Consider the following 22,755-nt stretch of genomic DNA (forward strand, 5'->3'; position numbering starts at 1 on the left):
ATTGCACGAGATGCGGGCAATTCGCATCGCAAATCAAAACACATTCGCCGACTTTCGCTGAGCTGCCATGGCCCCGTTTTTCGCGGCCCAAGCAAGGCGGGAAAAGCGGTAAATATTTCGTTGATCAGACGATTTTAACGAGCCGGGATTGGTTGTATCCGCACAATCCTCAATTGAACGGCGTGCACAGCCGCTCGATAGGCGCGATCACCAGCACGCAGGTGGAGAACGCAATCAGCGCCAGAAACAGCACGGAGCAGGTCGCGGCGCACCACGCGATAAAACGCTGGGTGTCGTGTTTGTCCGGCGCGAGCGAAACGGTCCGGCGCCACGCACGGCCCGCCGCAATCGCCAGCACCAGCGCAATGATGAACGCGCACGCGGACGCCACGCCCACGATGTTCTCGACGTGAGGCCAGGGCATGTCGGCGTGGCGCTGGATGCCGTCGCCGCACGCCGCCGAGACCAGCGTGACGGCCAGCGCGAGCTGCATCACCCAGAGCAGCGGCGCGCCGACCAGCCCGAGCCAGATGGCCACGCGCAGCGGGCGGAGGGATGCGGAAGCCGGGGCCGGTCCCGGCGCGGACGAATGTCGGTTCATCGCAGATAGAGCAGGGTGGCGTGCACGCGCCGTTGCAGATCAGGCCGCAGAACCCATGCCCGCCAGCGTCGCGTTAGCGCGACACCCATCTTTAACGTTAAGCACGACCGTCTGGTCGGTCAAACGGTGGAACGCGCTTCCACTGGGGCTTCCACGCCTGTGGGCCGCCGGCTTGCCCGTGTTGCGCCACGCAGCGACCGGCTTCACCGCCGGATCTGACCACATGACGTGGCCATAACGTTAGCGCTAGCGCAACTCCCGAGTGGAAACAACGTTAGAACTGGGGCGCATTTTCCCTGGCGCTGAAGGCCGCCGCGAGCGCGCGGCGCGTTTTTATAATCGGCTCCCGAAGTGCAGAGGACGTGAGCCTCGCGCATTTCGGGTCGCTGCGCCGGCAAGCCCCACGAAGCCGGGACGTGGTTTGGAGACACACGCAAAAAGATAGGATACCTGATGAAAAAGAAGCTGATTGGCCTCGCCGTGCTGGCTGCGGTATCGTCCGCCGCCCAGGCGCAAAGCCAGGTCACCTTGTACGGCCGTATCGACAACGGCATTCAGTACGAAACGGGTCTGCCGGGCAACAAGAACGCCGTGAGCGCCGAAAGCGGCGACTGGGGCTGTTCGTGGTTCGGCCTCGAGGGCTCCGAGGATCTCGGCGCGGGCACGAAGGCGATCTTCAAGCTCGAAGGCCAGCTCAACACGCAGACGGGCCAGTCGGCGGGCGCGCTGTTCGGCCGTCACGCGATCGTCGGTTTCGACAACGACCGCTACGGTACCTTCAAGATGGGTAATCTCGGCGCGGGCGAGATCTCGCAGGACAGCTGGGGCGCCGACCCGCAACTGATGCAGCGTTACGCGATCGCGACGCTGGTGCGCGGGCGTAACTGGGCGAGCGCCTCGAACGGCTTCGAATACCAGACGCCGAGCTGGGGCGGTTTCTACATGCGCGGCCAGTATGCGCTGACCAACAACACCAAGTGGAACGCGGCCTCGACGCCTACGGGGCAGGGCCGCACGGACGGCATCGAAGCGGTCTACTCGTATGGCCTCGGCGACTTCCGCGTGATCTACGACGAAGTGCGCGGCGCGGACGGCACGTTCAACGACGTCTATCAGCACTCGCGCTCGATCCTCGCAGGCGGCACGCTGGTGTTCGGCCCGGTCAAGTTCTACGCGGGCTATCAGCATCTGAGCGCGCCGAACGCGACCAACGCGAGCGTGGGCGTGACCGACGCTTCACAACCTGCGGGCGTGTCCGCGCCGACGGCGGTCGATCACGAATGGATTGGCGCGGCCTGGCAGATCAACGCGGCCGCGGCCATCACGGCGGCGGTTTTCCACGCCAACGCCAACAAGGGCAACGGCAACGCCACGCTCTACACGCTCGGCGGCACGTACAACCTGTCGAAGCGCACCTTCCTCTACACGGAAGCGGGCTACGTGCATAACAGCTCGACGTCGAACATCAACCTCGGCAACGGCTCGTACGGCAACAACGACTACGATCCGACCACGGGCTCGTCGGCGAACGGCAATCCGAACTACGGCCAGGGCCAGTTCGGCGTGTTCGCGGGCGTCATGCATCTGTTCTGATTCGGGCAGAACAGGCGCAGCCTGCGGTAGCAACCTCAGTATCCAGTGAGTTTTCAGCGAGTTTTCAGCAGTAGCGAGTCGCATGGACAGGCCCGGCCGGACGTTGGTCCGGGCCGCGCCGGCGTGGTCAACCTCCTCCACCCTGACACGCCGGCGTCCCTTTTTTCAGCCTCCGCTTCACTTCTGCTTTATTTCCGCAACACATCCGCGTCATTTCCGTTTCATCGCTATTTCCCGCGTTTCCACGCATCCCGGCGCCCGCACGCACTCGGGAAACCCCGCGTTTATCCGCCCTTGAACGACGCCCGATGACCATGCTATCTTGCAGACGTTAGCGATAACGTCCACGGTGCGCGACGTCTCGCAACGCGGCTCCCTACAAAACTACAGCGCGCCGATCATGATGGGTGGAGATCCTTCAATGGAAAAACGGGTATCGAAAGCGATGTTCAAGGCCAAAGCCTGTGAACTGTTCCGGCAAGTCGAAATGCTCGGCGAAAGCGTGGTGGTGACCGACCGTGGCCAGCCGACCATCGAAATACGTCCGTATCGCGCGAAGCGCAAGAGTCCGCTCGATTCGCTGCGCGCGGCCATCGTCCATTGCGATTTCGACGCGCCGGTCGATGCGCGCGTCGATGCACTGAGCGAGGCCGTGGGCGAGGGCGCGAGCAGGCGTCGCGCGTCGCCCATCGGCAAATAAGATGCGGCCATGGTCACGCTCGACACCTGCGCGCTCGTCTACTGGCTGCGCGGCGACACCGCGCTGAGCGAGCCTGCGCGCGCGGCCATCGACGGCGCGCTGGAAAACGGCGAGGTGCTGATCTCGACGATCAGCGTGCTGGAACTGGCGCAATTCGTGGAAAACGGCCGGCTTGCCTTGTCGATGGATACGCGGCGCTGGCTCGCCACGCTCGCGTCGATCGAAGGCGTGCGCATGGTGCCCGTCGATACCGCGATCGCGGTGCGCGCCACCACGCTTTCGCCGGAATTGCCGCCGTCGCAGCGGCTCGTTGCCGCCACGGCGCGCACGTTGGGCGTACCGCTCGTCACGCCCGACGCACGCGTGCGCGCCCTCACGCATCTCGACACCATCTGGTGAAAAAGCGCCTGAAAAAAGGCCTCAATGCAAAAACGGCGCGTGTTATCCGAAGATAATGTGCGCCGTTTTCTATTCGATTAACTTTACGTTTTCGCGCGCTGACGCCCCGCACGCCGTACAACTTCCGCAGGCCGCCGCGCGGCAGCCGGAGCTTGCGCCGTGGACTGGCGCACCACCAGTTCGGCGGGGAAGGTCGTGCGCTGCGCGACCGCATCGCTGCCCGCAATCTGTGCGAGCAACGCATTGACCGCCGAACTCGACATCTGCTGAAACGGCTGACGCACCGTGGTGAGCGCGGGATGAAACTGCTCGGCCATCGGGATATCGTCGAAACCGATCACGGAGATGTCGTCGGGCACGCGCAGACCCGCTTCGCGCGCGGCTGCAATCGCGCCAAACGCGCTCTGGTCGTTGGCCGTGAAAATGGCCGTGGGCGGATCGGGCAGGTTCACGAGTCCGGTCGCCACTTCGAACGCGGTCATCTGCGAAAGATCTCCGGTCACCACCAGCGCCGGATCGAGCTCGATGCCGTGACGCACGAGCGTGTCGTGATAGCCGCGCTGCCGGTCGCGCACGCCTTCGATCGCCTCGTCGCCGCCGAGAAACGCAATGCGCTTGTGGCCGAGCGACACGAGATGCTCGACCGCCATACGCGCGCCGCCGTAATTATCGACGGACACCGAAGGGAAGCGATTGAGCGTGCCGCGCTGATCGACCACCACCACCGGCACGTGCGCGGTGGCGAGCGCGTCGAGGCACATGGTTTCGCGCGGCAGGATCACCAGCAGGCCGTCGGAAAACTGGCGCACGAGCTTGATGAGTTCCTGATGCGAGTGGCTGTCGTCGGACACCGTGTAGACGAGCACTTCGCAACCGGCCGCACGCGCGGCGCGACCGGCACCCAGAATCAGCTCGCTCGAGAATTGCGTGTCGAGCGTGGGCGTCATGATGCCGATGATGCCGTTGCGTCCGCCAGAAAGCTTCTGGGCGGTGCGATTGACGACGTAACCGATGTCGGACGCGATACGCAGCACTTCGTCGCGCGTTTCCCGCGATACGCCCGGACGCCCGTTGAGCGCACGCGACGCGGTCATCTGCGACACGCCGGCCAGCCTCGCGACGTCGGCCAGCGTGGGATTTTGCTTGGTCATGCGACTTGCTTGTTATGAAGGAGTGAGGCGGCGCGACGCGAACCGCAACCTTGTCAGGTTTTGGTAACGCTAGCGTTACAGTGGAAATGATTCTAGCAGAACCGTACAGCGCAACCATTGAGGCGCACACAGGCCGTGCAGCAAGCGTTGTACGGAAACGTCGCTCGACCCGTCACCGGAGTGCAGTTCGAGGGTTAACACGGTCTGGCGAGCCTGTAACGTTATGACTACGATCTCGTAACGTTAAGGATAACGTTAAGCGGTCGCAAACAAAACCAACGACAGGAGACACCCAAGATGGCGTACGCGGTGGTAGCGAAAACGACGGGCGCGGCGGTGCTGTTCGCCGCACTCGCGGCGGCGGGCGTGGTGCACGCACAGGACGCGAAAGTGATCACGACGTGGGATCAGCAGACCAATGCCAGTTCCAGCAAGATCCTGCGCGACGCGTCCGACCGCTTCGAGCAGAAAAACCCCGGCTACAAGGTCGAAAACTCGCACATCCTGAACGACGCGTACAAGACCAAGCTGAAAGTGGCGTTCGGCGCGAATCAGCCGCCTTGCGTGTTCGAGTCGTGGGGCGGCGGCACGCTCAACGAATATGTGAAGGCCGGCCAGATAGCCGATCTCACGCCGTATCTGCAGAAAGACCCCGCGTATCGCGATCGATTCCTGCCCGCTTCGTGGAAAGCCGTGACCTTTGACGGCAAGACCTACGGCGTCGCTGCCGAAAACGCCTCGGCCGCCGTGATCTTCTATAACAAGGAGCTGTTCCAGCAATACGGCCTCAAGGCACCCGCCACGTGGGACGAACTGATGCACGTGGTGCAGGTGCTCAAGTCGCACGACATCGCGCCGTTCGCGCTCGCGAACAAGAACAAGTGGACCGGCTCGATGTACTACATGTACCTCGTCGATCGCATTGGCGGCCCGGATGTCGTGCGCGGCGCGGTGGAAGGCGGCGGCAAGGGATTCGGCGATCCGGCCTTCGTGGAAGCGGGCAAGTACATTCAGGACCTCGTCAAAGCGGGCGCGTTCGCGCAGGGCTATAACGGCCTCGACTACGATGTGGGCGCCTCGCGCCGCCTGCTGTATTCGGGCCGCGCCGCGATGGAACTGATGGGCGGCTGGGAAGCCTCGACCATCGCTAACGAAAATCCCGCCTTCTCGGCCAAGCTCGACTTCTTCCCGTTCCCGAGCGTGCCCGGCGGCAAGGGCGATCCGCGCGACGTGATCGGCACGGTTGGCGACGGCTTCCTGAGCATTTCAAGCGCGTGCAAATATCCCGATCAGGCGTTCAAGCTGATCCAGTCGCTCACCGACGACGAGTCGATGCGCGCACGCGTGACCGATCACAAGGTGCCGCCGGTCAAAGACGTGGCGATTCCCGATCCGTTCCTCAAGCGGCTGCAGGCGCTCATCGTACAGGCGCCGAATGTGCAGCTCTGGTATGACCAGGCGTTGCCGCCGCGTCTGGGCGAACTGCACAAGGACACGACCCAGGCGCTGTTCGGCCTTTCGGTTACGCCGCAGGCCGCCGCGCAGCAAATGGAAGCGGCGTCGAAGTCGGGCGGCTGATTTAAGCGATTCGCCATCCTGATCCATTCATCTTTGAGACCGGCGCGTTCGCGAGAACGCCGCCGGCAGAACGCTCCGTGAATATCGCACTTTCCGCCGTTCCAGAACGCCGCTTGCGATTCTCCGCGCAGTGGCTCGTCGCCGCCACCTTTCTTGCGCCCACGGTGGTGCTGCTCGCCGTCTTCCTGCTTTATCCGCTCGTGTCCAGCTTGCGGCTTTCGCTGCTCGACTGGAACGGCCTCGGCAGCAATGCGCGTTTCGTGGGGCTCGCGAACTGGGTGAAGCTCGCGCACGATTCCGTGTTCTGGCAGTCGCTCGCGAACAATGCGCTGCTCGCGGCCGCGTCGATCGTGGTGGAGTTGCCCATCGCGCTCGCGCTCGCCGTGCTGCTCGAAAAAGCGGGGCGCGGCTCGCGTCTGCTCAAGATTCTCTATTTCCTGCCGCTGCTGATGTCGAGCGTCGCGATCGGCGTGCTGTTCAAGAATGTCTACGATCCGAACTTCGGCCCGCTCAACGCGGCGCTGCATGGACTCGGACTCGACGCGCTCGCACAGGACTGGCTCGGCGATCCGCATCTGTCGCTCGGCTCGACGATCGCCGTGATCTGCTGGCAGAACACGCCGTTCTACATGATCCTGTTTCTCGCGGGTCTTTCTTCGTTGCCGCAGGAAATCGCGGAAGCCGCGCGGCTCGACGGCGCTTCCGAATGGACCATTTTCTGGCGCATCAAACTGCCGCATCTGCAAGGCACCGTGCGCACCGCCGTGCTGCTCTCGATCCTCGGTTCGCTGCGCTATTTCGATCTGATCTACGTGATGACGGGCGGCGGTCCCGAAGGCTCGTCCGAACTCATGGCGACGTATATGTATCGCACCGTGTTCAGCTCGTTCCAGCTCGGCTACGGCAGCACCATCGGCTCGGCGATGTTCATCATCGTGTGCGCGGTGGCGGCCATTTCGCTGCGCTTCACGCGTCGTTACGCAACGGAGGTTTAAGCGATGTCGACGCTCCCGCATCAAGCGACATTCAGTCTGCGCAAGCTCCGCATAGGCGTGCCGCTGCTCGCGCTGATCTGGCTCGCTGTCACCACGGTGCCGTTCATCTTCGTGGTAGCGACGAGCCTGAAAACGCAGGACGAAACCTTCAATTCGCCGGTCTGGGCCTTGCCAAAGCATCTGTATTTCGGCAACTACGCGGCCGTACTCGAAGGTCCGTATTTCACCTATTTCCGCAACAGCCTGTTCGTGGTGGGCGTGTCCGTCGTGCTGATCGTGATCGTGAGCGCGATGGCCGCTTATGCGTTCGCGCGCTTGCGCTTCACGTTCAACAAGACCCTGTTCGCGCTCGTCGTGGCAGGGATGATCGTGCCGCTGCACGCCACGCTCGTGCCGATCTATCTGCTCACGCGCAATCTCGGTCTTTACGACACACCGTTCGCGCTGCTCGGGCCGTATGTCGCGTTGAGCCTGCCGGTGTCGATCTTCATCCTCACGGAGTTCATGCGGCAGATTCCACGCGAACTCGAAGAAGCCGCGCAACTCGACGGCTGCGGCCCATTCGGCATCTTCTGGCGCGTGTTCTTTCCGCTGTCCGGCCCGGGACTCGCGACGGTGGCGATCTACAACGGCATTGGCCTGTGGAACGAATTCATCTTCGCCTACATGCTGACTTCGACCTCCGAGCATCGCACGCTGCCGCTCGCGGTATGGGATTTTCAGGGCCAGTATTCGTCGAACGTGCCCGCGATGTTGGCCGTCGTCACGCTGACTTCGCTGCCGTTGATCGTGGCTTACGCCTTCGGTCAGGAGCGTGTGATCAAGGGGATGATGGCCGGCTCGCTCAAAGGCTGACGCACCGTTTAAACCGAGCCGACACCGATATCACGACATGGCAAGCATCTCTCTCGCGAACGTACAGAAGTCTTATGCAAACGGTCAGGCGGTGATTCGCAACGCGCAGCTCGAAGTGGGAAAGAACGAGTTCTGCGTGTTTCTCGGACCATCCGGATGCGGAAAATCCACGCTGCTGCGCATGATCGCCGGGCTCGAATCGATCAGCGACGGCGAATTGCGCATCGACGGCCAGCGCATGAACGACGTCGCGCCCGCGCAGCGCCGCGTGGCGATGGTGTTTCAGAACTACGCGCTTTATCCGCATATGAGCGTGTACGAAAACATGGCGTTCGGACTGCGCCAGGCGAAGATCGACAAAGCGCTCATCGATACGAAAGTGCGCCGCGCCGCTGCCGCGCTTCAGCTCGACGCGTTGCTCGAACGTCGTCCCGCGGCGCTGTCCGGTGGCCAGCGTCAACGCGTGGCGATCGGCCGGGCCATCGTGCGCGAACCGGGCGTGTTCCTGTTCGACGAACCGCTTTCGAATCTCGATGCCGCGCTGCGCGTGCAGACCCGCACGGAGATCGCGCGCCTGCATCGCGAGTTTCGCGAGGCGAGCGCCGTGTATGTCACGCACGACCAGGTCGAGGCGATGGCGCTGGCCGACCGCATCGTGCTGCTGCAAGCGGGCACGGAGATGGAGCGGCACGGCAGCATCGCGCAGGTCGGCGCACCGCTCGATCTCTATCACCATCCACGCAGCCGCTTCGTGGCCGGTTTCATCGGCTCGCCGAAGATGAACTTCTTCGCGGGAACCGTTACAAGCGCGGACGAGGGTGGCGTGCACGTTACGCTGGAAAGCGGCGAGCGCGTGCTCGCGCGCGTCGAACCGGGTCACGCTAGTGTCGGCATGAAGGTGACGCTGGGTATTCGCCCCGAGCATCTGCGTCTCGCCGATCCCACAGGCAACGCGCCCACGCTCGCCTGTCGCGTGCGCCTCGTCGAACGCATGGGCGAGCACAGCTACGTGCATCTCGGTCAGCCGCACGCGAGTGCTGCCACGCTGATCGCCAAATTGCCCGGCGACAGTGCGCTGGCCTTCGATGAGAACGTGACGCTCGCGCTGCCGCCCGAAGCCTGCCATCTGTTCGACGATCGCGACATGGCGTTCAAACGCATGCATTGATCGTTGCGCGTGGGTGACTCAATGCGCCGTTACGCTGAAATATTAAGCAGGATAACTAATGTGTTGAGACGCGCATTGCGCCTTGCACACGACCAACCAGGAGTGTTGTGATGTCGCTTGACCATCAAAGCGAGGTGCCCGTTTATCGTCGCGCTGAGGCGTCGACCGAAGCGCGTGTCGCCGATCTGCTCGCGCGCATGACGATCGACGAGAAGATCGCGCAGTTGCACGCCGTCTGGCTCAAGCTGCGCGCGAATGGCCGTCACGAATGGCGTACCGAGGACTTTGCGCAGCGCGATACGGGCGTGCCGCTCGACACGCTGCTGCAACACGGGCTCGGTCAGGTGACGCGTCCGCTCGGCACGCACACGGTCGATCCGCAAGAGGGCGTGGAAGCGTTCAACGCGCTGCAACGGCAGATGATCGAGCAGACGCGTCTGGGCATTCCGGTGATGGCGCACGAGGAGTGTCTCGTCGGGCTGATGATCAAGGATGCCACGCTGTTTCCGTCGCCGCTCAATTACGCGGCCACATGGAATCCTGCGCTCGTTGGCCGCGTGGGCGAGGTGATCGGCGAGCAGGCGCGCTCGATTGGCTGTCATCAGGGACTCGCACCGGTGCTCGATGTTTCGCGCGATCCGCGTTGGGGGCGCACGGAAGAGACCTTCGGCGAAGATCCGTATCTGGTGGGCGTGATGGCCTGCCATTACGTGCAGGGACTGCAAGGCGAAAAGCGCGACGTGCTCGCCACGCTCAAGCACTTCGTGGCGCATTCGGCGAGCGAAGGCGCGCGCAATCACGCGCCCGTGCACGTGGGTCCGCGCGAACTCAACGATACCTTCCTGCTGCCATTCGAAATGGCGGTGAAGCTCGCGCACGCCGGGTCGATCATGCCCGCGTATCACGATATCGATGGCGTACCGTGCCATGCAAATCGCGACCTGCTGCAAGGCGTGTTGCGCGATAAGTGGGGCTTCGATGGTTTGATCGTCGCCGACTATGCGGCTGTGAATCTGCTCTACACGCATCACGGCATCGCGCGCGACGCCGCGGATGCCGCGGCGCAATCGTTCAACGCCGGACTCGACATCGAGTTGCCGGGCCACGAGTGCGCGCTGCATCTCAAGGAAGCGCTGGCGCGTGGCGAGATCAGCGAAGCCACGATCGATGCAGCGGTCCAACGCGTGTTGCGCGCGAAGTTCGACATCGGTTTGTTCGAGCAGCCCTATGTCGACGTGGCGCGGGTGAACGTGCGCAGCGAAGCGGCCAGCGATGTGGCTCACGACGTGGCGCTCGAATCGGTGGTGCTGTTGCGCAACGACGGCGTGCTGCCGCTCGCGAACGACGGCAAGCAGAACGTGGCCGTAATCGGGCCGACCGCCGACGATCCGCTGGCGTTGCTCGCGGGTTACAGCTTCCCCGTGCATTTGATCAATAGCGGCGAGAGCGCGCATTCGTCGATGACGACGCCGCTGCAAGCGCTGCGTAATGTGCTCGGCGAGGCGCACGTCAGCTATGCACCGGGCTGCGCAATCATCGAAGAGCGTCGCGCGGGCGCGCCGGTCTTTCCGGGCGATGTCTCGCTCGACACGCGCGAAGTGGGCACGCGCGACGCGCTGATCAGCACCGACACCACGCACATTGCCGCCGCCGCCGAAGCGGCGCGCGCCGCCGATGTGGCGATCGTGTTTGTCGGCGACCTCGCGGGCCTGTTTCAGTCGGGCACCGTGGGCGAAGGCTCGGATACGGACAGCCTCGCGCTGCCCGGCGTGCAGCAGGCGCTGCTCGACGCCGTGCTCGCGACCGGCACGCCCACGGTCGTCGTGATGACGGGTGGACGCCCGTACAACCTCGGCGGCCAGGAAGAACGCGTCGCTGCTCAGTTGATGGCGTTCGCGCCGGGCGAGAAAGGTGGCGAAGCGCTCGCCGCGCTGCTGGTTGGGCGCGAAAATTTCAGCGGCCGCTTGCCGCTTTCGGTGCCGACCAGCGCGGGCGCGGTGCCCTACGTCTATAACCATCGGCTCAAAAGCGCGGGCACGCCGGTTGCGTGGCATTTCGGCTCGCGCTATCCGTTCGGTTTCGGGCTCGGCTATACGCGCTTCGCTTACGAAGCGCTCGACATCGACGCGCCCACCGCGCCGATCGAAAACGGCACCTTTGCGTTTTCGTTCACGGTGAAGAACACGGGCGCACGCAGCGGCGTGGAAGTCGTGCAGATTTATCTGCGCGATCGGCTGGCGTCGAGTGCGCGTCCGGTGCGTGAATTGAAGGGGTTTTCGCGCGTGGCGGTGGACGCGGGTGGCGCGGCGCGCGTGCATGTGCGTCTGCCCGTCGACATGTTGAATTTCACTGATGGACGCGGCGAACGTATCGTCGAGCCCGGCGACTTCGATCTGATGATCGGCAGTTCGAGCCGCGATATTCATTTGCACGCGACGCTCACCGTCACGGGCGACGCGACGCGTACGCTGCCGCGCGACTGGCGCATGACGAGCGACGTGAGCGTCGATTGAATTAACTCCTGCGCGTGCCATCACGTATCGATTGAACCGGAAACGAAATAACCCATGTCTTATGCAATTTATCCGAGCCTGAGCGACAAGGTGGTCGTGATCACGGGCGGCGGCACCGGCATCGGCGCCGCCATGGTGGAGGCCTTCAGCGCACAAGGCGCGTGCGTGCATTTTCTCGACGTGGCCGACGAACCGTCGCTCGCGCTCGTCAAGGCATGCAGGCATACGAAATACGAACCCGTCTACCATCGCTGCGATCTGCGCGATATCGACGCCCTGCAACGCTGTTTCGACGCCATCGCGCAAGCCGCCGGCGATGTGCAGATTCTCGTCAACAATGCGGCGAACGACGATCGTCATCACGTCGGCGACGTGAGCGCGGCTTACTGGGACGATCGCCTCGCCGTGAATCTGCGCCATCAATTCTTTTGCGCACAAGCCGTGGTCGACGGCATGCGCAAACAGGGTGCTGGCGCGATCATCAATCTCGGCTCGATTTCCTGGCATCTGGCCACGCCGAATCTCAGCGTTTATATGACCGCCAAAGCGGGGATAGAAGGCCTCACACGCGGGCTCGCGCGCGATCTGGGCGAATACGGCATTCGTGTGAATTGCGTGATTCCCGGTGCGGTACGCACGCCGCGCCAGATGAAACTCTGGCAATCGAATGAAAGCGAATCGGAGCTGCTCGGTCAGCAATGCCTGCACGCACGCATCGAACCCGAGCACGTTGCACGCATGGTGCTGTTTCTCGCTTCCGACGACGCCGCGCGTTGCACGGGCCGCGATTATTTCGTCGATGCCGGATGGTACGGCGCATGAATACGCTGGCGCCCGAGGTCGAATGGAACGTGGGTGCACTGCTTGGCGAAGGCCCGGTGTGGGTGGAACGCGAACGCGCGCTGTATTTCGTCGATATCAAACAGCGCCGCGTGCATCGCTACGTGCCTGAAAGCGGCGAGCGCAGCAGTTGGGACGCACCGGCGCAAACCGGTTTCGTGCTGCCGCACGCGGACGGTGGTTTTGTCTGCGGATTGCAGGGCGGGCTGCATCGCTTCACGCCGGAAGACGGGCACTTCGTGTTGCGCGTGCCGGTTGAAATCGATCGACCCGGCAACCGGCTCAACGACGCGCATGTCGATACCGAAGGGCGCTTGTGGTTCGGCTCGATGGACGATGCTGAAGTGGAACCGACCGGATCGCTCTGGCGTGTAGAGCATGATCAGGCGCCGCGCGTGCACGACAGCGGCTATATCATCACGAACGGTCCCGCGATGAGCCCGGATTCCCGCACGCTGTATCACGTCGATTCGCTGCGCCGCGCCATTTACGCATTCGACGTGGCCGACGACGGTGAGCTCTCGTCGCGGCGGCTCTTTAGCACGCACGCGCAGCCGGGCGATCCCGATGGCCTGGTCGTCGATGCCGAAGGCTACGTCTGGGTCGCGACGTTCGGCGGCGCACGCATCGAACGCTACGCGCCGAATGGTCTGAGCGTGGGACGCGTTGCCTTTCCGTGCTCGAACGTGACGAAACTCGCATTCGGCGGCGACGATCTGCAAACGGCTTATGTAACGACCGCGCGTAAAGGTCTGAGCGAAGCGGCGCTCGCCCGCGAGCCATTCGCGGGTGCATTGTTTTCGTTTCGTGCGCCCGCCGCCGGGCAGAAGCAATCGTTGTGCCGCATCGTTTGGCCTGCATGAACAGGTTTGAAAGCGTTTTCGTTTGAATAACGTTTTAAAACATTCAGATTCAATGCAGGATCGCGAACCGCAGATACGTATGGCAACGTACACGCATTCATCGTTCAATCACCTTGCCGGTGCATAATGGCTTTACCGCCGATGCAGTCGATGGCCATCCGTCGAGGAGTCCGCCATGCAAGCGAGGAACGAGGAATTCGTCGCCCATCTGCTCTCCGATGTTCTGGCATTCGCGCGAGCGCGATTGCCAGAACCCGCCTTTCAAACAGTTGAACCGTTCCTGCGCCACTATTACGATTTCGTCGATGCCGAGGATCTGCGCAGCCGCAGCATCGCCGATCTCTATGGCGCGGCGATGGCGCACTGGCAAACCGCGCAGCGTTTCGTGCCCGGCTCCGAGCGCATGCGGGTCTATAACCCGATACTCGAACAGCACGGCTGGCATTCCGATCACACGGTCATCGAAATCGTCAATGACGATATGCCGTTTCTGGTCGATTCGGTGTCCATGGCCGTCAACAAGCTCGGGCTCGCGCTGCATTCCGCCATGCATCCGGTGTTTCGCGTCTGGCGCGGCAAGGAGGGCGGCATCGAGCGTATCGACGTCGGGGCGTCCGGTGCCGACGACGGGGCGTCACAACTCACATCCTTTATTCATTTCGAAGTCGACCGCTGCGGCGATGCAGCAAAACTCGACGAATTGCGCCGTGATATTGCCAAAGTGCTCGGCGATGTGCGAGCCGCCGTCGAGGACTGGCCGAAAATCGTCGAGGTCGCGCGCGAAACCATCAAAAGCATGAAAGCGCGCGAAACGAGCCCGGAAGAACTCGAGGCCCGCGCGTTCCTCGAATGGATGGTGGCCGACCATTTCACGTTTCTCGGCCAGCGCGATTATGCACTCGTCGAACATGGCGATGGTTTCGGGCTGCGCGGCGTGGACAATTCGGGCCTCGGTATTCTGCGCGAATCCTTGCGCGCGCCCGATACGCCCGAGGTCACGCCGCTGCCGCCTGCTGCGGCGGACATTATTGCGGGCGCGTCGCCCATCTTTCTGACGAAAGCGAATTCGCGCGCAACGGTGCACCGGCCCGGTTATCTCGACTACGTTGGCGTGAAACTCGTGGGCGCGGACGGCAAGATTTGCGGCGAGCGCCGTTTCGTCGGTCTTTATACTTCGACGGCGTACATGGTGCCCGCCGCCGATATTCCGATTGTGCGCCGAAAATGCGCGAATATCGTGCGCCGCGCCGGCTTTCTGCCGAAAGGGCATCTCGGCAAATCGCTCGTGACCGTGCTCGAAACCTATCCGCGCGACGAACTGTTTCAGGCCACGGAAGACGAGCTTTACGATATCGCGCTTGGCGTGTTGCGTTTGCAGGAACATCAGCGCACGCGTCTGTTCGTGCGGCGCGATCGTTTCAATCGTTTCGTCTCGTGCCTCGTGTATGTCTCGCGCGATAAATACAACACCGATCTGCGCCGACGTATCGCCAATCTGCTCGCTTCGGCATTCAACGGAATTTCCGTGGAATTTACGCCGCTGCTTTCCGAATCGGCCATTGCGCGTATTCACTTTGTCGTGCATGCCGAGCCTGGCACGATGCCCGATGTGGACACGCGTGAACTGGAAGCGCGACTCGTGCAGGTCACGCGGCGCTGGCAGGACGATCTCGCCGACGCATTGCTCGACGCATTCGGCGAAGAGCAGGGCACGCGCTTGCTGAATCGCTACGGCGATTCGTTTCCCGCCGGTTACCGCGACGATTATCCGGCGCGCACGGCGGTCCGCGATATCGAATTGATCGAACGCGTGCAGGGCAGTTCGGCCATCGCGATGAATCTGTATCGGCCCATTGAATCGGGGCCGCGCGCGTTTCGCTTCAAGGTGTATTGTGCGGGCGAAGCAATTGCGCTCTCGCGCAGTTTGCCGATGCTCGAACATCTCGGCGTGCGGGTGGATGAAGAGCGTCCTTATGTGATTCAGGTGCCGGGCTGCGATCCCGCGTGGGTGCACGATTTCGGGCTCGAACTCGCCGACGATGCCGAATTCGATATCGAGCGCGTGAAAGATCTGTTCGAGGACGCATTCGAAGCCGTATGGAGCGCGCGCATCGAGAATGACGATTTCAATCGCCTGGTTTTGCGGGCGTATCTAGGCGCACGCGAAGTGACGATATTGCGCGCTTACGCGAAATATCTGCGCCAGGTGGGTTCGACATTCAGCGACGCCTATATCGAACGCGCGCTCACCGGCAATCCGGCGATTGCGCGACAACTGGTCGAATTGTTCATGGTGCGTTTCGATCCGAGCGTGGAAGCGGCGCGCGAGCAACGCACCGAACTCGCGCTCAAGGCCATTGAAGCCGCGCTCGATCAGGTGCCGAATCTCGACGAGGATCGCATTCTCCGGCAGTTTCTCGGCGTCATCAATGCGACGGTCCGCACCAATTATTTCCGTCGCGAGCCGAATGGCGCGCCGCGTCCATCGCTGTCGTTCAAATTCGATCCGTCGAAAGTTCCCGGATTGCCCGAACCGAAACCGATGTTCGAAATCTGGGTGTATTCGCCGCGAGTGGAAGGCGTGCATTTACGCGGCGGACGCGTGGCGCGCGGCGGCCTGCGCTGGTCCGACCGTCGCGAGGATTTCCGCACGGAAGTGCTCGGCCTGATGAAAGCGCAGATGGTGAAGAACGTGGTGATCGTGCCGGTTGGTTCGAAGGGCGGCTTCGTCGTCAAGAATCCGCCGCCGCCCAGCGATCGCGAAGCGTGGATGCGCGAAGGCGTCGCCTGTTATCAGACCTTTTTGCGCGGCCTGCTCGATCTCACCGACAATCTCGTGAATAACGCCATCGTGCCGCCGCCCGATGTCGTGCGTCACGATCCGGACGATCCTTATCTCGTCGTCGCGGCCGACAAAGGCACGGCTACGTTTTCCGATTATGCGAACGCCATTTCCGCTGAATATGGTTTCTGGCTCGACGACGCTTTCGCGTCGGGCGGCTCGGTGGGCTACGACCACAAGAAAATGGCGATCACCGCGCGCGGCGCGTGGGAATCGGTCAAACGCCACTTCCGCGAAATGGGCGTGGATACGCAGGCGAGCGACTTCACCGTGGTCGGTGTCGGCGATATGTCGGGCGACGTATTCGGCAACGGCATGCTGCTGTCGCCCCATATCAAGCTCGTGGCGGCATTCGATCATCGCCATGTGTTTCTCGATCCCGCGCCCGATCCGGCGCTGAGTTTCGCGGAACGCAAGCGGATTTTTGCGCTGGAGCGATCGAGTTGGGCCGATTACGATACTGCCGCGATTTCATCGGGCGGCGGTATTTTTCCGCGCACCGTCAAAACGATTCCGCTTTCGCCCGCGGTGCGCGAGGTACTGGGCATCGACGCAATTGCGCTCACGCCGAACGAACTCATTCGCGCGATTCTCCAGGCGCCGGTCGATCTGCTTTATAACGGCGGAATTGGCACGTATGTGAAAGCTGCGCGTGAAACGCACGCGCAAGTGGGCGACCGTGCCAACGACGCCGTGCGCGTGAACGGTTCGGATCTGCGTTGCAAGGTGGTGGGCGAGGGCGGCAATCTCGGCGTCACGCAACTCGGGCGCATTGAATTCGCGCAACGCGGCGGCCGTATCAATACGGATGCGATCGACAATTCAGCGGGCGTCGATTGTTCCGATCACGAAGTCAACATCAAGATTCTGCTTGGACTGGTGGTGTCCGATGGCGAAATGACCACGCGGCAGCGCAATACGCTCCTCGCGGAAATGACCGACGAAGTGGGCCTGCTGGTATTGAGCGACAACTATTATCAAACTCAGTCGCTCTCGATTGCGGGCCGTTACGCGGTGCTGCTGCTCGATGCGGAAACGCGCGTGATGCGCTGGCTCGAACGCGCCGGGCGACTCAATCGCGTGATCGAATTTCTGCCGACCGATGAGGAAGTGGCCGAGCGCCAGGCGTCGAAACTCGGTCTCACGTCGCCCGAGCGCGCCGTGCTGCTCGCGTATAGCAAGATGTGGCTCTACGATGCGCTGCTCGATTCCGATGTGCCCGAAGATCCGCTCGTCGCGGCCTTGCTGATCGATTATTTCCCGAAGCCTTTACAGCAGCGATTCAGCGAGCCGATGCAGCGGCATCCGTTGCGCCGCGAAATTCTCGCGACGCATCTGACCAATGCGCTCATCAATCGCGTGGGTTGTGCGTTCGTGCATCGTCTCATGGAGGAGACCGACGCGCGGCCCGACGAGATCGTGCGCGCCTGCATCATGGCGCGCGATGTGTTCGATCTCGATGAAATCTGGCGCGCGATCGACGCACTCGATAATCGCGTGCCCGACGATGTGCAGGCACGCATGTTCGTCGATATTGCGCGTTTGCTCGAACGCGCGGCGCTGTGGTTCCTGCGTCATCTGCAAGCGGGTGCGGTGGAACGCGACGGTGTGGGGTCGCTGCTGGCGCGGTGCCGCGATGCCGCTCAACGCCTCGCGCCGCAATTGCCCGCGCTGTTGCCGGAAGCCGATCTCGAAGCGCTCTCCGTGCGCCAGGGCGAACTCGTGAATGCGGGCGTGGAGAGCACGCTCGCGCTGCGCGCGGCGAGCGGTGAAATTCCGGTGGCGCTGCTCGATATCGCCGAAGTGGCGGCGGCTTGCGGACGTCCGCTCGAACTGGTCGCGGCCGCGTACTTCGCGCTCGGCACGCGCCTGAATTATGGCTGGATCAGCGAACGCGCCGCCACCTTGCCCACGCCCACGCATTGGGACACGATGGCGCGCGCAGCCGCGCTCGCCGAGGTGGCGCGGCTCAAGCGCGCGCTCACGACCAGCGCGCTCGCGCAGTCGCCCGACACCGCCGACGCCGAAACGATCGTCGACGCATGGTGCGCGCAGCACGAAGCGGCGCTCGAACGCTATGGCCATCTGCTCGCCGAATTGCGTGCGTCGAGCGGCGTGAGCCTCTCCGTGCTGCTCGTCATCGTGCGCGCGATGGCGGCGCTCGAACGCGCCTGAACGTGTCCGGGCGTTGATTAGCGCGCTTCGCGCCGCGAGTCCCACGGCTTCGCTGATCGCAGCGGGTAGATACGACACGTGATTCTGCCCCGCGTAGATCTGGAGGTCGGCGTCGAAACCGAGTGCGGGCGTCGTGTGCAAGATGTCCACGAAGGTGCGTGCGTTGTCGAGCATCGCCGCGTGCGTCACGCGTTCGACGCGCGCGGGCGGCGCATTGGGCGCGAGTTTCTGTTCGTCGCCGCCGATGCGGATGGCAAGCGGAATGCGCGCTTGCGCGTCGTGCGAGGTTTTTCCCGCCGGCGATTGCGCGCTCGCGCGAACATTCGCCAGCAACTCCGCGCCATTCCACCAGATCGACGGACTCGCCGCCATGTAGCGCGAGTACGCCTGCGGATGCGCGAGCGCATCGTGCAGCACCAAAAAGCCGCCAAGCGAATGCCCGAACAACATGCGGGCGCGCGGCGCAACCTGCGTGCGGGCCTCGATGGCGCGCGGCAAGGTCTCGTTCACGAAGGTCTCGAACGCCTGCGCGCCGCCGGTGTCGAGCGGCTTGCCTTGCGCGTCGTTCGGCACGCCCCAGCCGTCGCGCGCCGGCGTGGTGAAGTCGCGAAAACGCTGGCCTTCATCGAAAAGGGCGTCGTTGTCGGCGGCGATGGCGGCTATCGTCACCGGTCCGATGAGCTTCGCCTGCAGGCGCGCCGCGCTCACAGCGAGCGCGAAAGTCGCGTTGCCGTCGAGCAGCACGAGCAAAGGCGGTGCGCCGCCCGACGCCGTAGCCGCAGGGTGATACAGCCAGACGCGATAGCGCGGCCCGTTCGGCGTGGCGTCGATCACGAACGATTCGGTGTCGGGAAGCAGGGCGTTTGCACTTCCTGATAATTTGGCATCCGAACTAGTTGTCGTGACAGCAGAAGCCGCATTCGGCGTTGCCGCCCATGCAGCCGCCGCCATCGACATCCCCGCGAATACACATACCGTGCGTCGCACGAAAGTGCGTGATGATTTCATTGTGAGACTCACCATTGATAGCGCGCCGTGCCAATCACTTCGCGACGTACGCCCCAGAAACATTGCGTCGCGCTCGCGCACGCCGCCACATATTGACGATCGAACAGATTCGACGCATTGAGCGCGAAGCGCCAATTGCGCATTTCGTAATGCAAGGCGAGATCGACGAGGGTGAATGAACCGACCTTGAACGAATCGTCGGCGGCGCCATATGTGCTGCCGATATAGCGCACGCCCGCACCCATGCCGAGACCCTTGAACGTGCCGCGATGCAGCGTGTAATCGGCCCACAGCGAAGCGGTATTTTTCGGCACGGCGGCCGGCGTGTGACCGAGCGACGTGTCGTTCGCGCTCGCCACATACGCACTCGTATAGCTGTACGCCGCGATCAGCGAGAGATCGCGCGTGATATTCAAATGCGTTTCCAGTTCGACACCACGGCTTTTCACCGCGCCAGTCTGCACGCGGTAATTCGCGTTGGTCGGATCGGGCGTCGACACATTGGTTTGCTGCAGGTCGAAGAGCGACAGCGTCGTGAAACTCGTCGTACCCGGAATCTGATACTTCACGCCCACTTCGAATTGACGGCCCGTCGACGGCTTGAGCGAGCTGCCGTCCGCCGTCGTGCCCGACGTGACCGGCTGGAACGAGCGCGAGAAACTCGCGAACGGCGAAATGCCGTTGTCGAATGCATAGATCGCGCCCGCGCGCCACGTGAATGCGCGATCGAATTGATACGACGACGTGTTCTTCACATATTCATTCGCGCTGGTGGACGCGTAATCTTCGCGCGCGCCGAGCACGAACGACCATTTGCCGATCGTCATCTGATCCTGCACGTAGAGGCCGAGATCGTCGGTGCGCTGGCGCGTGTAGCTCGCGAGCTTGGGCGCGGTCAGCGACTGGCCGTAAATGGGATCGGTGATGTCGAGCGAGGGCGCCTTGCCCGACGAAAGACGGCGGTCGGACATCGTCATCTGATAGTCGAGACCCATCAGCACCGCGTGACGCACGGGGCCGGTGTTGAAATCGGCTTCGAGCTGCGTGTCGGTCGAGAGCGCGTCGAGATGTTCGAGCGAGGCCGTCGTCAGACGATTAAGGTAACGGTTGCTCGAATTCGTGTAGCCGCTCGAATAGACCGTTTGATAATCGCTCCACATATGCGTGTAGCGCGCGTTCTGACGCACCGTGAATACGTCGTTGAAGCGGTGCGTGAACGCATAGCCGATGCTCGCCTGCTCGCGGCGGAAGTGATCGTAGTCGGGTTCGCCGTCGTTGAAACCGGTGCCGATCTGCCCATTGGGGTTATACGAAACCGTGCCGTAGCGCGGCAAAAAACCGTAATAGCCGTTGTTCGGATCGTATTGATAACTCGCGAGCAGCGTGAATTCCGTATTCGCATCGGGACGCAGCGTGAGCGACGGCGCCACGTAAATACGCTGCTCCTTCGTGCCGGAGACTTGCGTGTCTGCATCGCGCGCGAGACCGACGAAGCGATAAAGAACGCGCTTGTCCGCGTCGACCGCGCCGCCGAGATCGAACGCGCCTTCCCAGCGATTGTGCGTGCCCGCGCCGAGCATCACTTCATTCACGTGATCGGCTTCGGGACGCTTGCTTTCGAGCACCACCACACCGCCTGGATTCGCCTGACCATAGAGAATCGAACTCGGTCCGCGCAGCACTTCGATACGCTGCAAACCGTATTGCTCGATCTGCGGCACGGCATACGACAGACCGCGTCCGAGATTGAGGCCGTCGAGAAAATTCACGTAGACCGCATTGCCGCCGAAGCCGCCGAAACCGCGCATCTGCAAGCTGTCGTAGCGATCGCCGATGCCGCGCGTTTCCGGCACGATACCCGCCGAATAACGCAGCGCCTGCGCGACCGACTGCACGTTCTGTTCGTCCATCTGCTTGCGCTCGATGATCGACACTGATTGCGGCGTGCGCGTGAGCGGCGTGGACGATTTGAGCGCCGCGCCGGCGACCGTCGGATCGTGCGCATCGGCTTCGCTTTGCGCGCGGATCGTCATCGCGGGCAGCGATGTTTCAGCGGTCACGCTCGCATCGGGGCCGGGCGGTTCGGGATCGACTTCGAGCACGAAGGCCGCGTTCTGGCCGCGTACCGCGCGCAAACCCGTGCCGCGTAAAACTTGCGCGAGCGCGCGGGCTGCATCGGCGCGGCCCGTGAAGCCGGGCGACTGCTTGCCGGCGACGAGCGAACTCGCGTAAGCGAGCTGCACGCCGCTGGCTTCGGCGAAACGGTTGAGCGCCGTGTTGAGGTCGGAAGGCGCGATGCGATAGTCGATACGCGCATCGCGTTGCGTGGATTGAGCCGCTTGCGCCGCTTGAGTTGCTTCAGGCGATTGCTGGGCGAGCGTCGGAAACGAAGCGCCGAAGAGGGCGGCAGCCGCCGCGCTGATCGCGAGTGGTCGAAGTGATGCGTGCGTGAACAACGAAATTCCCCTGATTGTTTGGTCTTGCTGAGGGAATAGACGTTGTGCGGAGAAAAAACCGGACGTCGCGCGCAAAATATTTTTTGCGCGACGTGTTTATTGCGCGACGCTCACGACGGCGCGGACAAAATCACGACGCGGCCCGCAATGCGGGTGGCCTGCAGACGCAGCGTTTCGGCGAGCGTGTCGAGCGCCTGGGCCGGCGCGCCGATGGCGAAATTGCCCGACACGCGCAACGTCGCCGCGCTGCCGCGCACGTAGATGAAATGGCCTTTCCAGTAGCGGTTGAGCGCAGTGGCCACATCGGCGAGCGGCGCATCGGTGAAGACCATGCGGCCGCGCTGCCACGCGGTGGCCGAGTACGCATCGATGGCGGCAGCAGCGGGCGCGCGTACCGCATCGCCATAGGCGACGCTTTGGCCCGCGGCCGCTTCCAGATTGCCCCACGCGTTGCGCACGTCCACGCGTCCCTGCGTGACGGTGACGAGCGACTCGCCGCTGTGCTGGGCGTCGTCGCCGGGCAGCGTCGCCTGGAACGCCGTGCCGATGTCGACGACCTCGCCGTCGCCCGCGCGCACGACGAAGCGGCGCGCGTCGCCATGCTTCACGTCGAACGCGGCGCGCCCGCGCGCCAGCACAATGCGGCGCTCGTGCGCGTCGTAGTGGACGTCGATGGCCGAGTCGGCGTCGAGCTTCACGATGCTGCCGTCGTCGAGCGCGAACGTGCGCACTTCGCCCGCCGACGTCGACAGGTCGGGCGCATGCACATACCACGCCGCGCCGACGCCGAGCGCCACGCACAGCGATGCGAAGGCCGCGCGCGGCGGCGTGAAGAGCGAAGCAAAAGCGAAACGTGTGGCAGGGCGCTTGGCGTGCGGATTGAAGCGGGGTTCCGCGCGTTGCTTGACACGTTGCTCGACGCGCTGTGCGGCAGCATCGGTGCGCGTCGAAACGTGCAGCGCATCGGCGCTGCGCCATTGCGCCAGCGCGTCGTCGAAGGCAGCACGATGCAGCGGCG

General features: G+C 63.2%; 16 protein-coding genes. 12 read left to right on the top strand and 4 right to left on the bottom strand.

Features of this window, described 5'->3' with window-relative positions; translation table 11 throughout:
• Window positions 1-169: 169 nt before the first annotated feature.
• Window positions 170-601, bottom strand: a complete 432-nt coding sequence (locus G3N97_RS02170) for a hypothetical protein (RefSeq protein ID WP_205991688.1) — start codon at window positions 599-601, stop codon at window positions 170-172.
• 453 nt (window positions 602-1,054) lie between these two features.
• On the opposite strand from G3N97_RS02170, the gene G3N97_RS02175 reads away from it, so the two are divergent.
• From G3N97_RS02175 to G3N97_RS02185, 3 genes are all read left to right on the top strand, one after another.
• Complete coding sequence (locus G3N97_RS02175; RefSeq protein WP_205991689.1) at window positions 1,055-2,194, top strand: porin; 1,140 nt, start codon at window positions 1,055-1,057, stop codon at window positions 2,192-2,194.
• A gap of 421 nt (window positions 2,195-2,615) precedes the next feature.
• Window positions 2,616-2,894 carry a type II toxin-antitoxin system Phd/YefM family antitoxin gene (locus G3N97_RS39265; protein WP_241030323.1) on the top strand — a complete coding sequence of 93 codons (279 nt, stop codon included), beginning with the start codon at window positions 2,616-2,618 and terminating at the stop codon, window positions 2,892-2,894.
• Window positions 2,895-2,903: 9 nt separating this feature from the next.
• On the top strand, window positions 2,904-3,293 hold the full coding sequence (locus G3N97_RS02185) for a type II toxin-antitoxin system VapC family toxin (RefSeq protein ID WP_205991690.1): 390 nt from the start codon (window positions 2,904-2,906) through the stop codon (window positions 3,291-3,293).
• An 83-nt stretch (window positions 3,294-3,376) separates the two neighbouring features.
• On the opposite strand, the gene G3N97_RS02190 is transcribed toward G3N97_RS02185, so the two are convergent.
• Complete coding sequence (locus tag G3N97_RS02190) at window positions 3,377-4,444, bottom strand: LacI family DNA-binding transcriptional regulator (RefSeq protein ID WP_205991691.1); 1,068 nt, start codon at window positions 4,442-4,444, stop codon at window positions 3,377-3,379.
• A gap of 297 nt (window positions 4,445-4,741) precedes the next feature.
• Here G3N97_RS02190 and G3N97_RS02195 point away from each other — a divergent pair, with 297 nt between their 5' ends.
• From G3N97_RS02195 to G3N97_RS39270, 9 genes are all read left to right on the top strand, one after another.
• Entirely contained in the window at window positions 4,742-6,022 is a 1,281-nt protein-coding gene (locus G3N97_RS02195; RefSeq protein ID WP_205991692.1) for an extracellular solute-binding protein, read from the top strand.
• A 77-nt stretch (window positions 6,023-6,099) separates the two neighbouring features.
• A complete protein-coding gene (locus G3N97_RS02200) occupies window positions 6,100-7,017 on the top strand; it encodes a sugar ABC transporter permease (RefSeq protein ID WP_205991693.1) in 918 nt (305 codons plus the stop codon).
• 3 nt (window positions 7,018-7,020) lie between these two features.
• Complete coding sequence (locus tag G3N97_RS02205) at window positions 7,021-7,872, top strand: carbohydrate ABC transporter permease (RefSeq protein WP_205991694.1); 852 nt, start codon at window positions 7,021-7,023, stop codon at window positions 7,870-7,872.
• Window positions 7,873-7,909: 37 nt separating this feature from the next.
• The gene (gene ugpC / locus G3N97_RS02210; RefSeq protein WP_205991695.1) at window positions 7,910-9,040 is read left to right on the top strand and encodes a sn-glycerol-3-phosphate ABC transporter ATP-binding protein UgpC; all 1,131 of its coding nucleotides are present in this window, start codon (window positions 7,910-7,912) and stop codon (window positions 9,038-9,040) included.
• A gap of 110 nt (window positions 9,041-9,150) precedes the next feature.
• A complete protein-coding gene (locus tag G3N97_RS02215; RefSeq protein ID WP_205991696.1) occupies window positions 9,151-11,553 on the top strand; it encodes a glycoside hydrolase family 3 N-terminal domain-containing protein in 2,403 nt (800 codons plus the stop codon).
• A 54-nt stretch (window positions 11,554-11,607) separates the two neighbouring features.
• Entirely contained in the window at window positions 11,608-12,375 is a 768-nt protein-coding gene (locus G3N97_RS02220; RefSeq protein WP_205991697.1) for an SDR family oxidoreductase, read from the top strand.
• The gene (locus tag G3N97_RS02225; protein WP_205991698.1) at window positions 12,372-13,256 is read left to right on the top strand and encodes an SMP-30/gluconolactonase/LRE family protein; all 885 of its coding nucleotides are present in this window, start codon (window positions 12,372-12,374) and stop codon (window positions 13,254-13,256) included. The genes G3N97_RS02220 and G3N97_RS02225 overlap by 4 nt, the downstream gene beginning before the upstream one ends.
• 175 nt (window positions 13,257-13,431) lie before the next feature.
• The gene (locus G3N97_RS02230; RefSeq protein WP_205991699.1) at window positions 13,432-18,273 is read left to right on the top strand and encodes an NAD-glutamate dehydrogenase; all 4,842 of its coding nucleotides are present in this window, start codon (window positions 13,432-13,434) and stop codon (window positions 18,271-18,273) included.
• Between the two features lie 78 nt (window positions 18,274-18,351).
• The gene (locus G3N97_RS39270) at window positions 18,352-19,149 is read left to right on the top strand and encodes a hypothetical protein (protein WP_241030324.1); all 798 of its coding nucleotides are present in this window, start codon (window positions 18,352-18,354) and stop codon (window positions 19,147-19,149) included.
• Window positions 19,150-19,289: 140 nt separating this feature from the next.
• Here the strand turns inward: G3N97_RS39270 and G3N97_RS02240 are convergent, their stop codons facing one another.
• Both G3N97_RS02240 and G3N97_RS02245 read right to left on the bottom strand, forming a co-directional pair.
• A complete protein-coding gene (locus G3N97_RS02240; RefSeq protein WP_205991700.1) occupies window positions 19,290-21,737 on the bottom strand; it encodes a TonB-dependent siderophore receptor in 2,448 nt (815 codons plus the stop codon).
• A gap of 110 nt (window positions 21,738-21,847) precedes the next feature.
• Window positions 21,848-22,755 (bottom strand): FecR domain-containing protein (locus tag G3N97_RS02245; RefSeq protein ID WP_205991701.1); only part of this gene is annotated, 908 nt, incomplete at its 5' end.

It is taken from the genome of Paraburkholderia sp. Ac-20347, assembly GCF_017104805.1.
Classification (GTDB): Bacteria; Pseudomonadota; Gammaproteobacteria; order Burkholderiales; family Burkholderiaceae; genus Paraburkholderia; species Paraburkholderia tropica.

What these genes read in the sequence shown, in the direction of transcription:
- G3N97_RS02170 (WP_205991688.1), bottom strand. Translation starts at nt 601, where the DNA reads ATGAACCGACATTCGTCCGCGCCGGGACCGGCCCCGGCTTCCGCATCC.
- G3N97_RS02175 (WP_205991689.1), top strand. Translation starts at nt 1,055, where the DNA reads ATGAAAAAGAAGCTGATTGGCCTCGCCGTGCTGGCTGCGGTATCGTCC.
- G3N97_RS39265 (WP_241030323.1), top strand. Translation starts at nt 2,616, where the DNA reads ATGGAAAAACGGGTATCGAAAGCGATGTTCAAGGCCAAAGCCTGTGAA.
- G3N97_RS02185 (WP_205991690.1), top strand. Translation starts at nt 2,904, where the DNA reads ATGGTCACGCTCGACACCTGCGCGCTCGTCTACTGGCTGCGCGGCGAC.
- G3N97_RS02190 (WP_205991691.1), bottom strand. Translation starts at nt 4,444, where the DNA reads ATGACCAAGCAAAATCCCACGCTGGCCGACGTCGCGAGGCTGGCCGGC.
- G3N97_RS02195 (WP_205991692.1), top strand. Translation starts at nt 4,742, where the DNA reads ATGGCGTACGCGGTGGTAGCGAAAACGACGGGCGCGGCGGTGCTGTTC.
- G3N97_RS02205 (WP_205991694.1), top strand. Translation starts at nt 7,021, where the DNA reads ATGTCGACGCTCCCGCATCAAGCGACATTCAGTCTGCGCAAGCTCCGC.
- ugpC (WP_205991695.1), top strand. Translation starts at nt 7,910, where the DNA reads ATGGCAAGCATCTCTCTCGCGAACGTACAGAAGTCTTATGCAAACGGT.
- G3N97_RS02215 (WP_205991696.1), top strand. Translation starts at nt 9,151, where the DNA reads ATGTCGCTTGACCATCAAAGCGAGGTGCCCGTTTATCGTCGCGCTGAG.
- G3N97_RS02220 (WP_205991697.1), top strand. Translation starts at nt 11,608, where the DNA reads ATGTCTTATGCAATTTATCCGAGCCTGAGCGACAAGGTGGTCGTGATC.
- G3N97_RS02225 (WP_205991698.1), top strand. Translation starts at nt 12,372, where the DNA reads ATGAATACGCTGGCGCCCGAGGTCGAATGGAACGTGGGTGCACTGCTT.
- G3N97_RS02230 (WP_205991699.1), top strand. Translation starts at nt 13,432, where the DNA reads ATGCAAGCGAGGAACGAGGAATTCGTCGCCCATCTGCTCTCCGATGTT.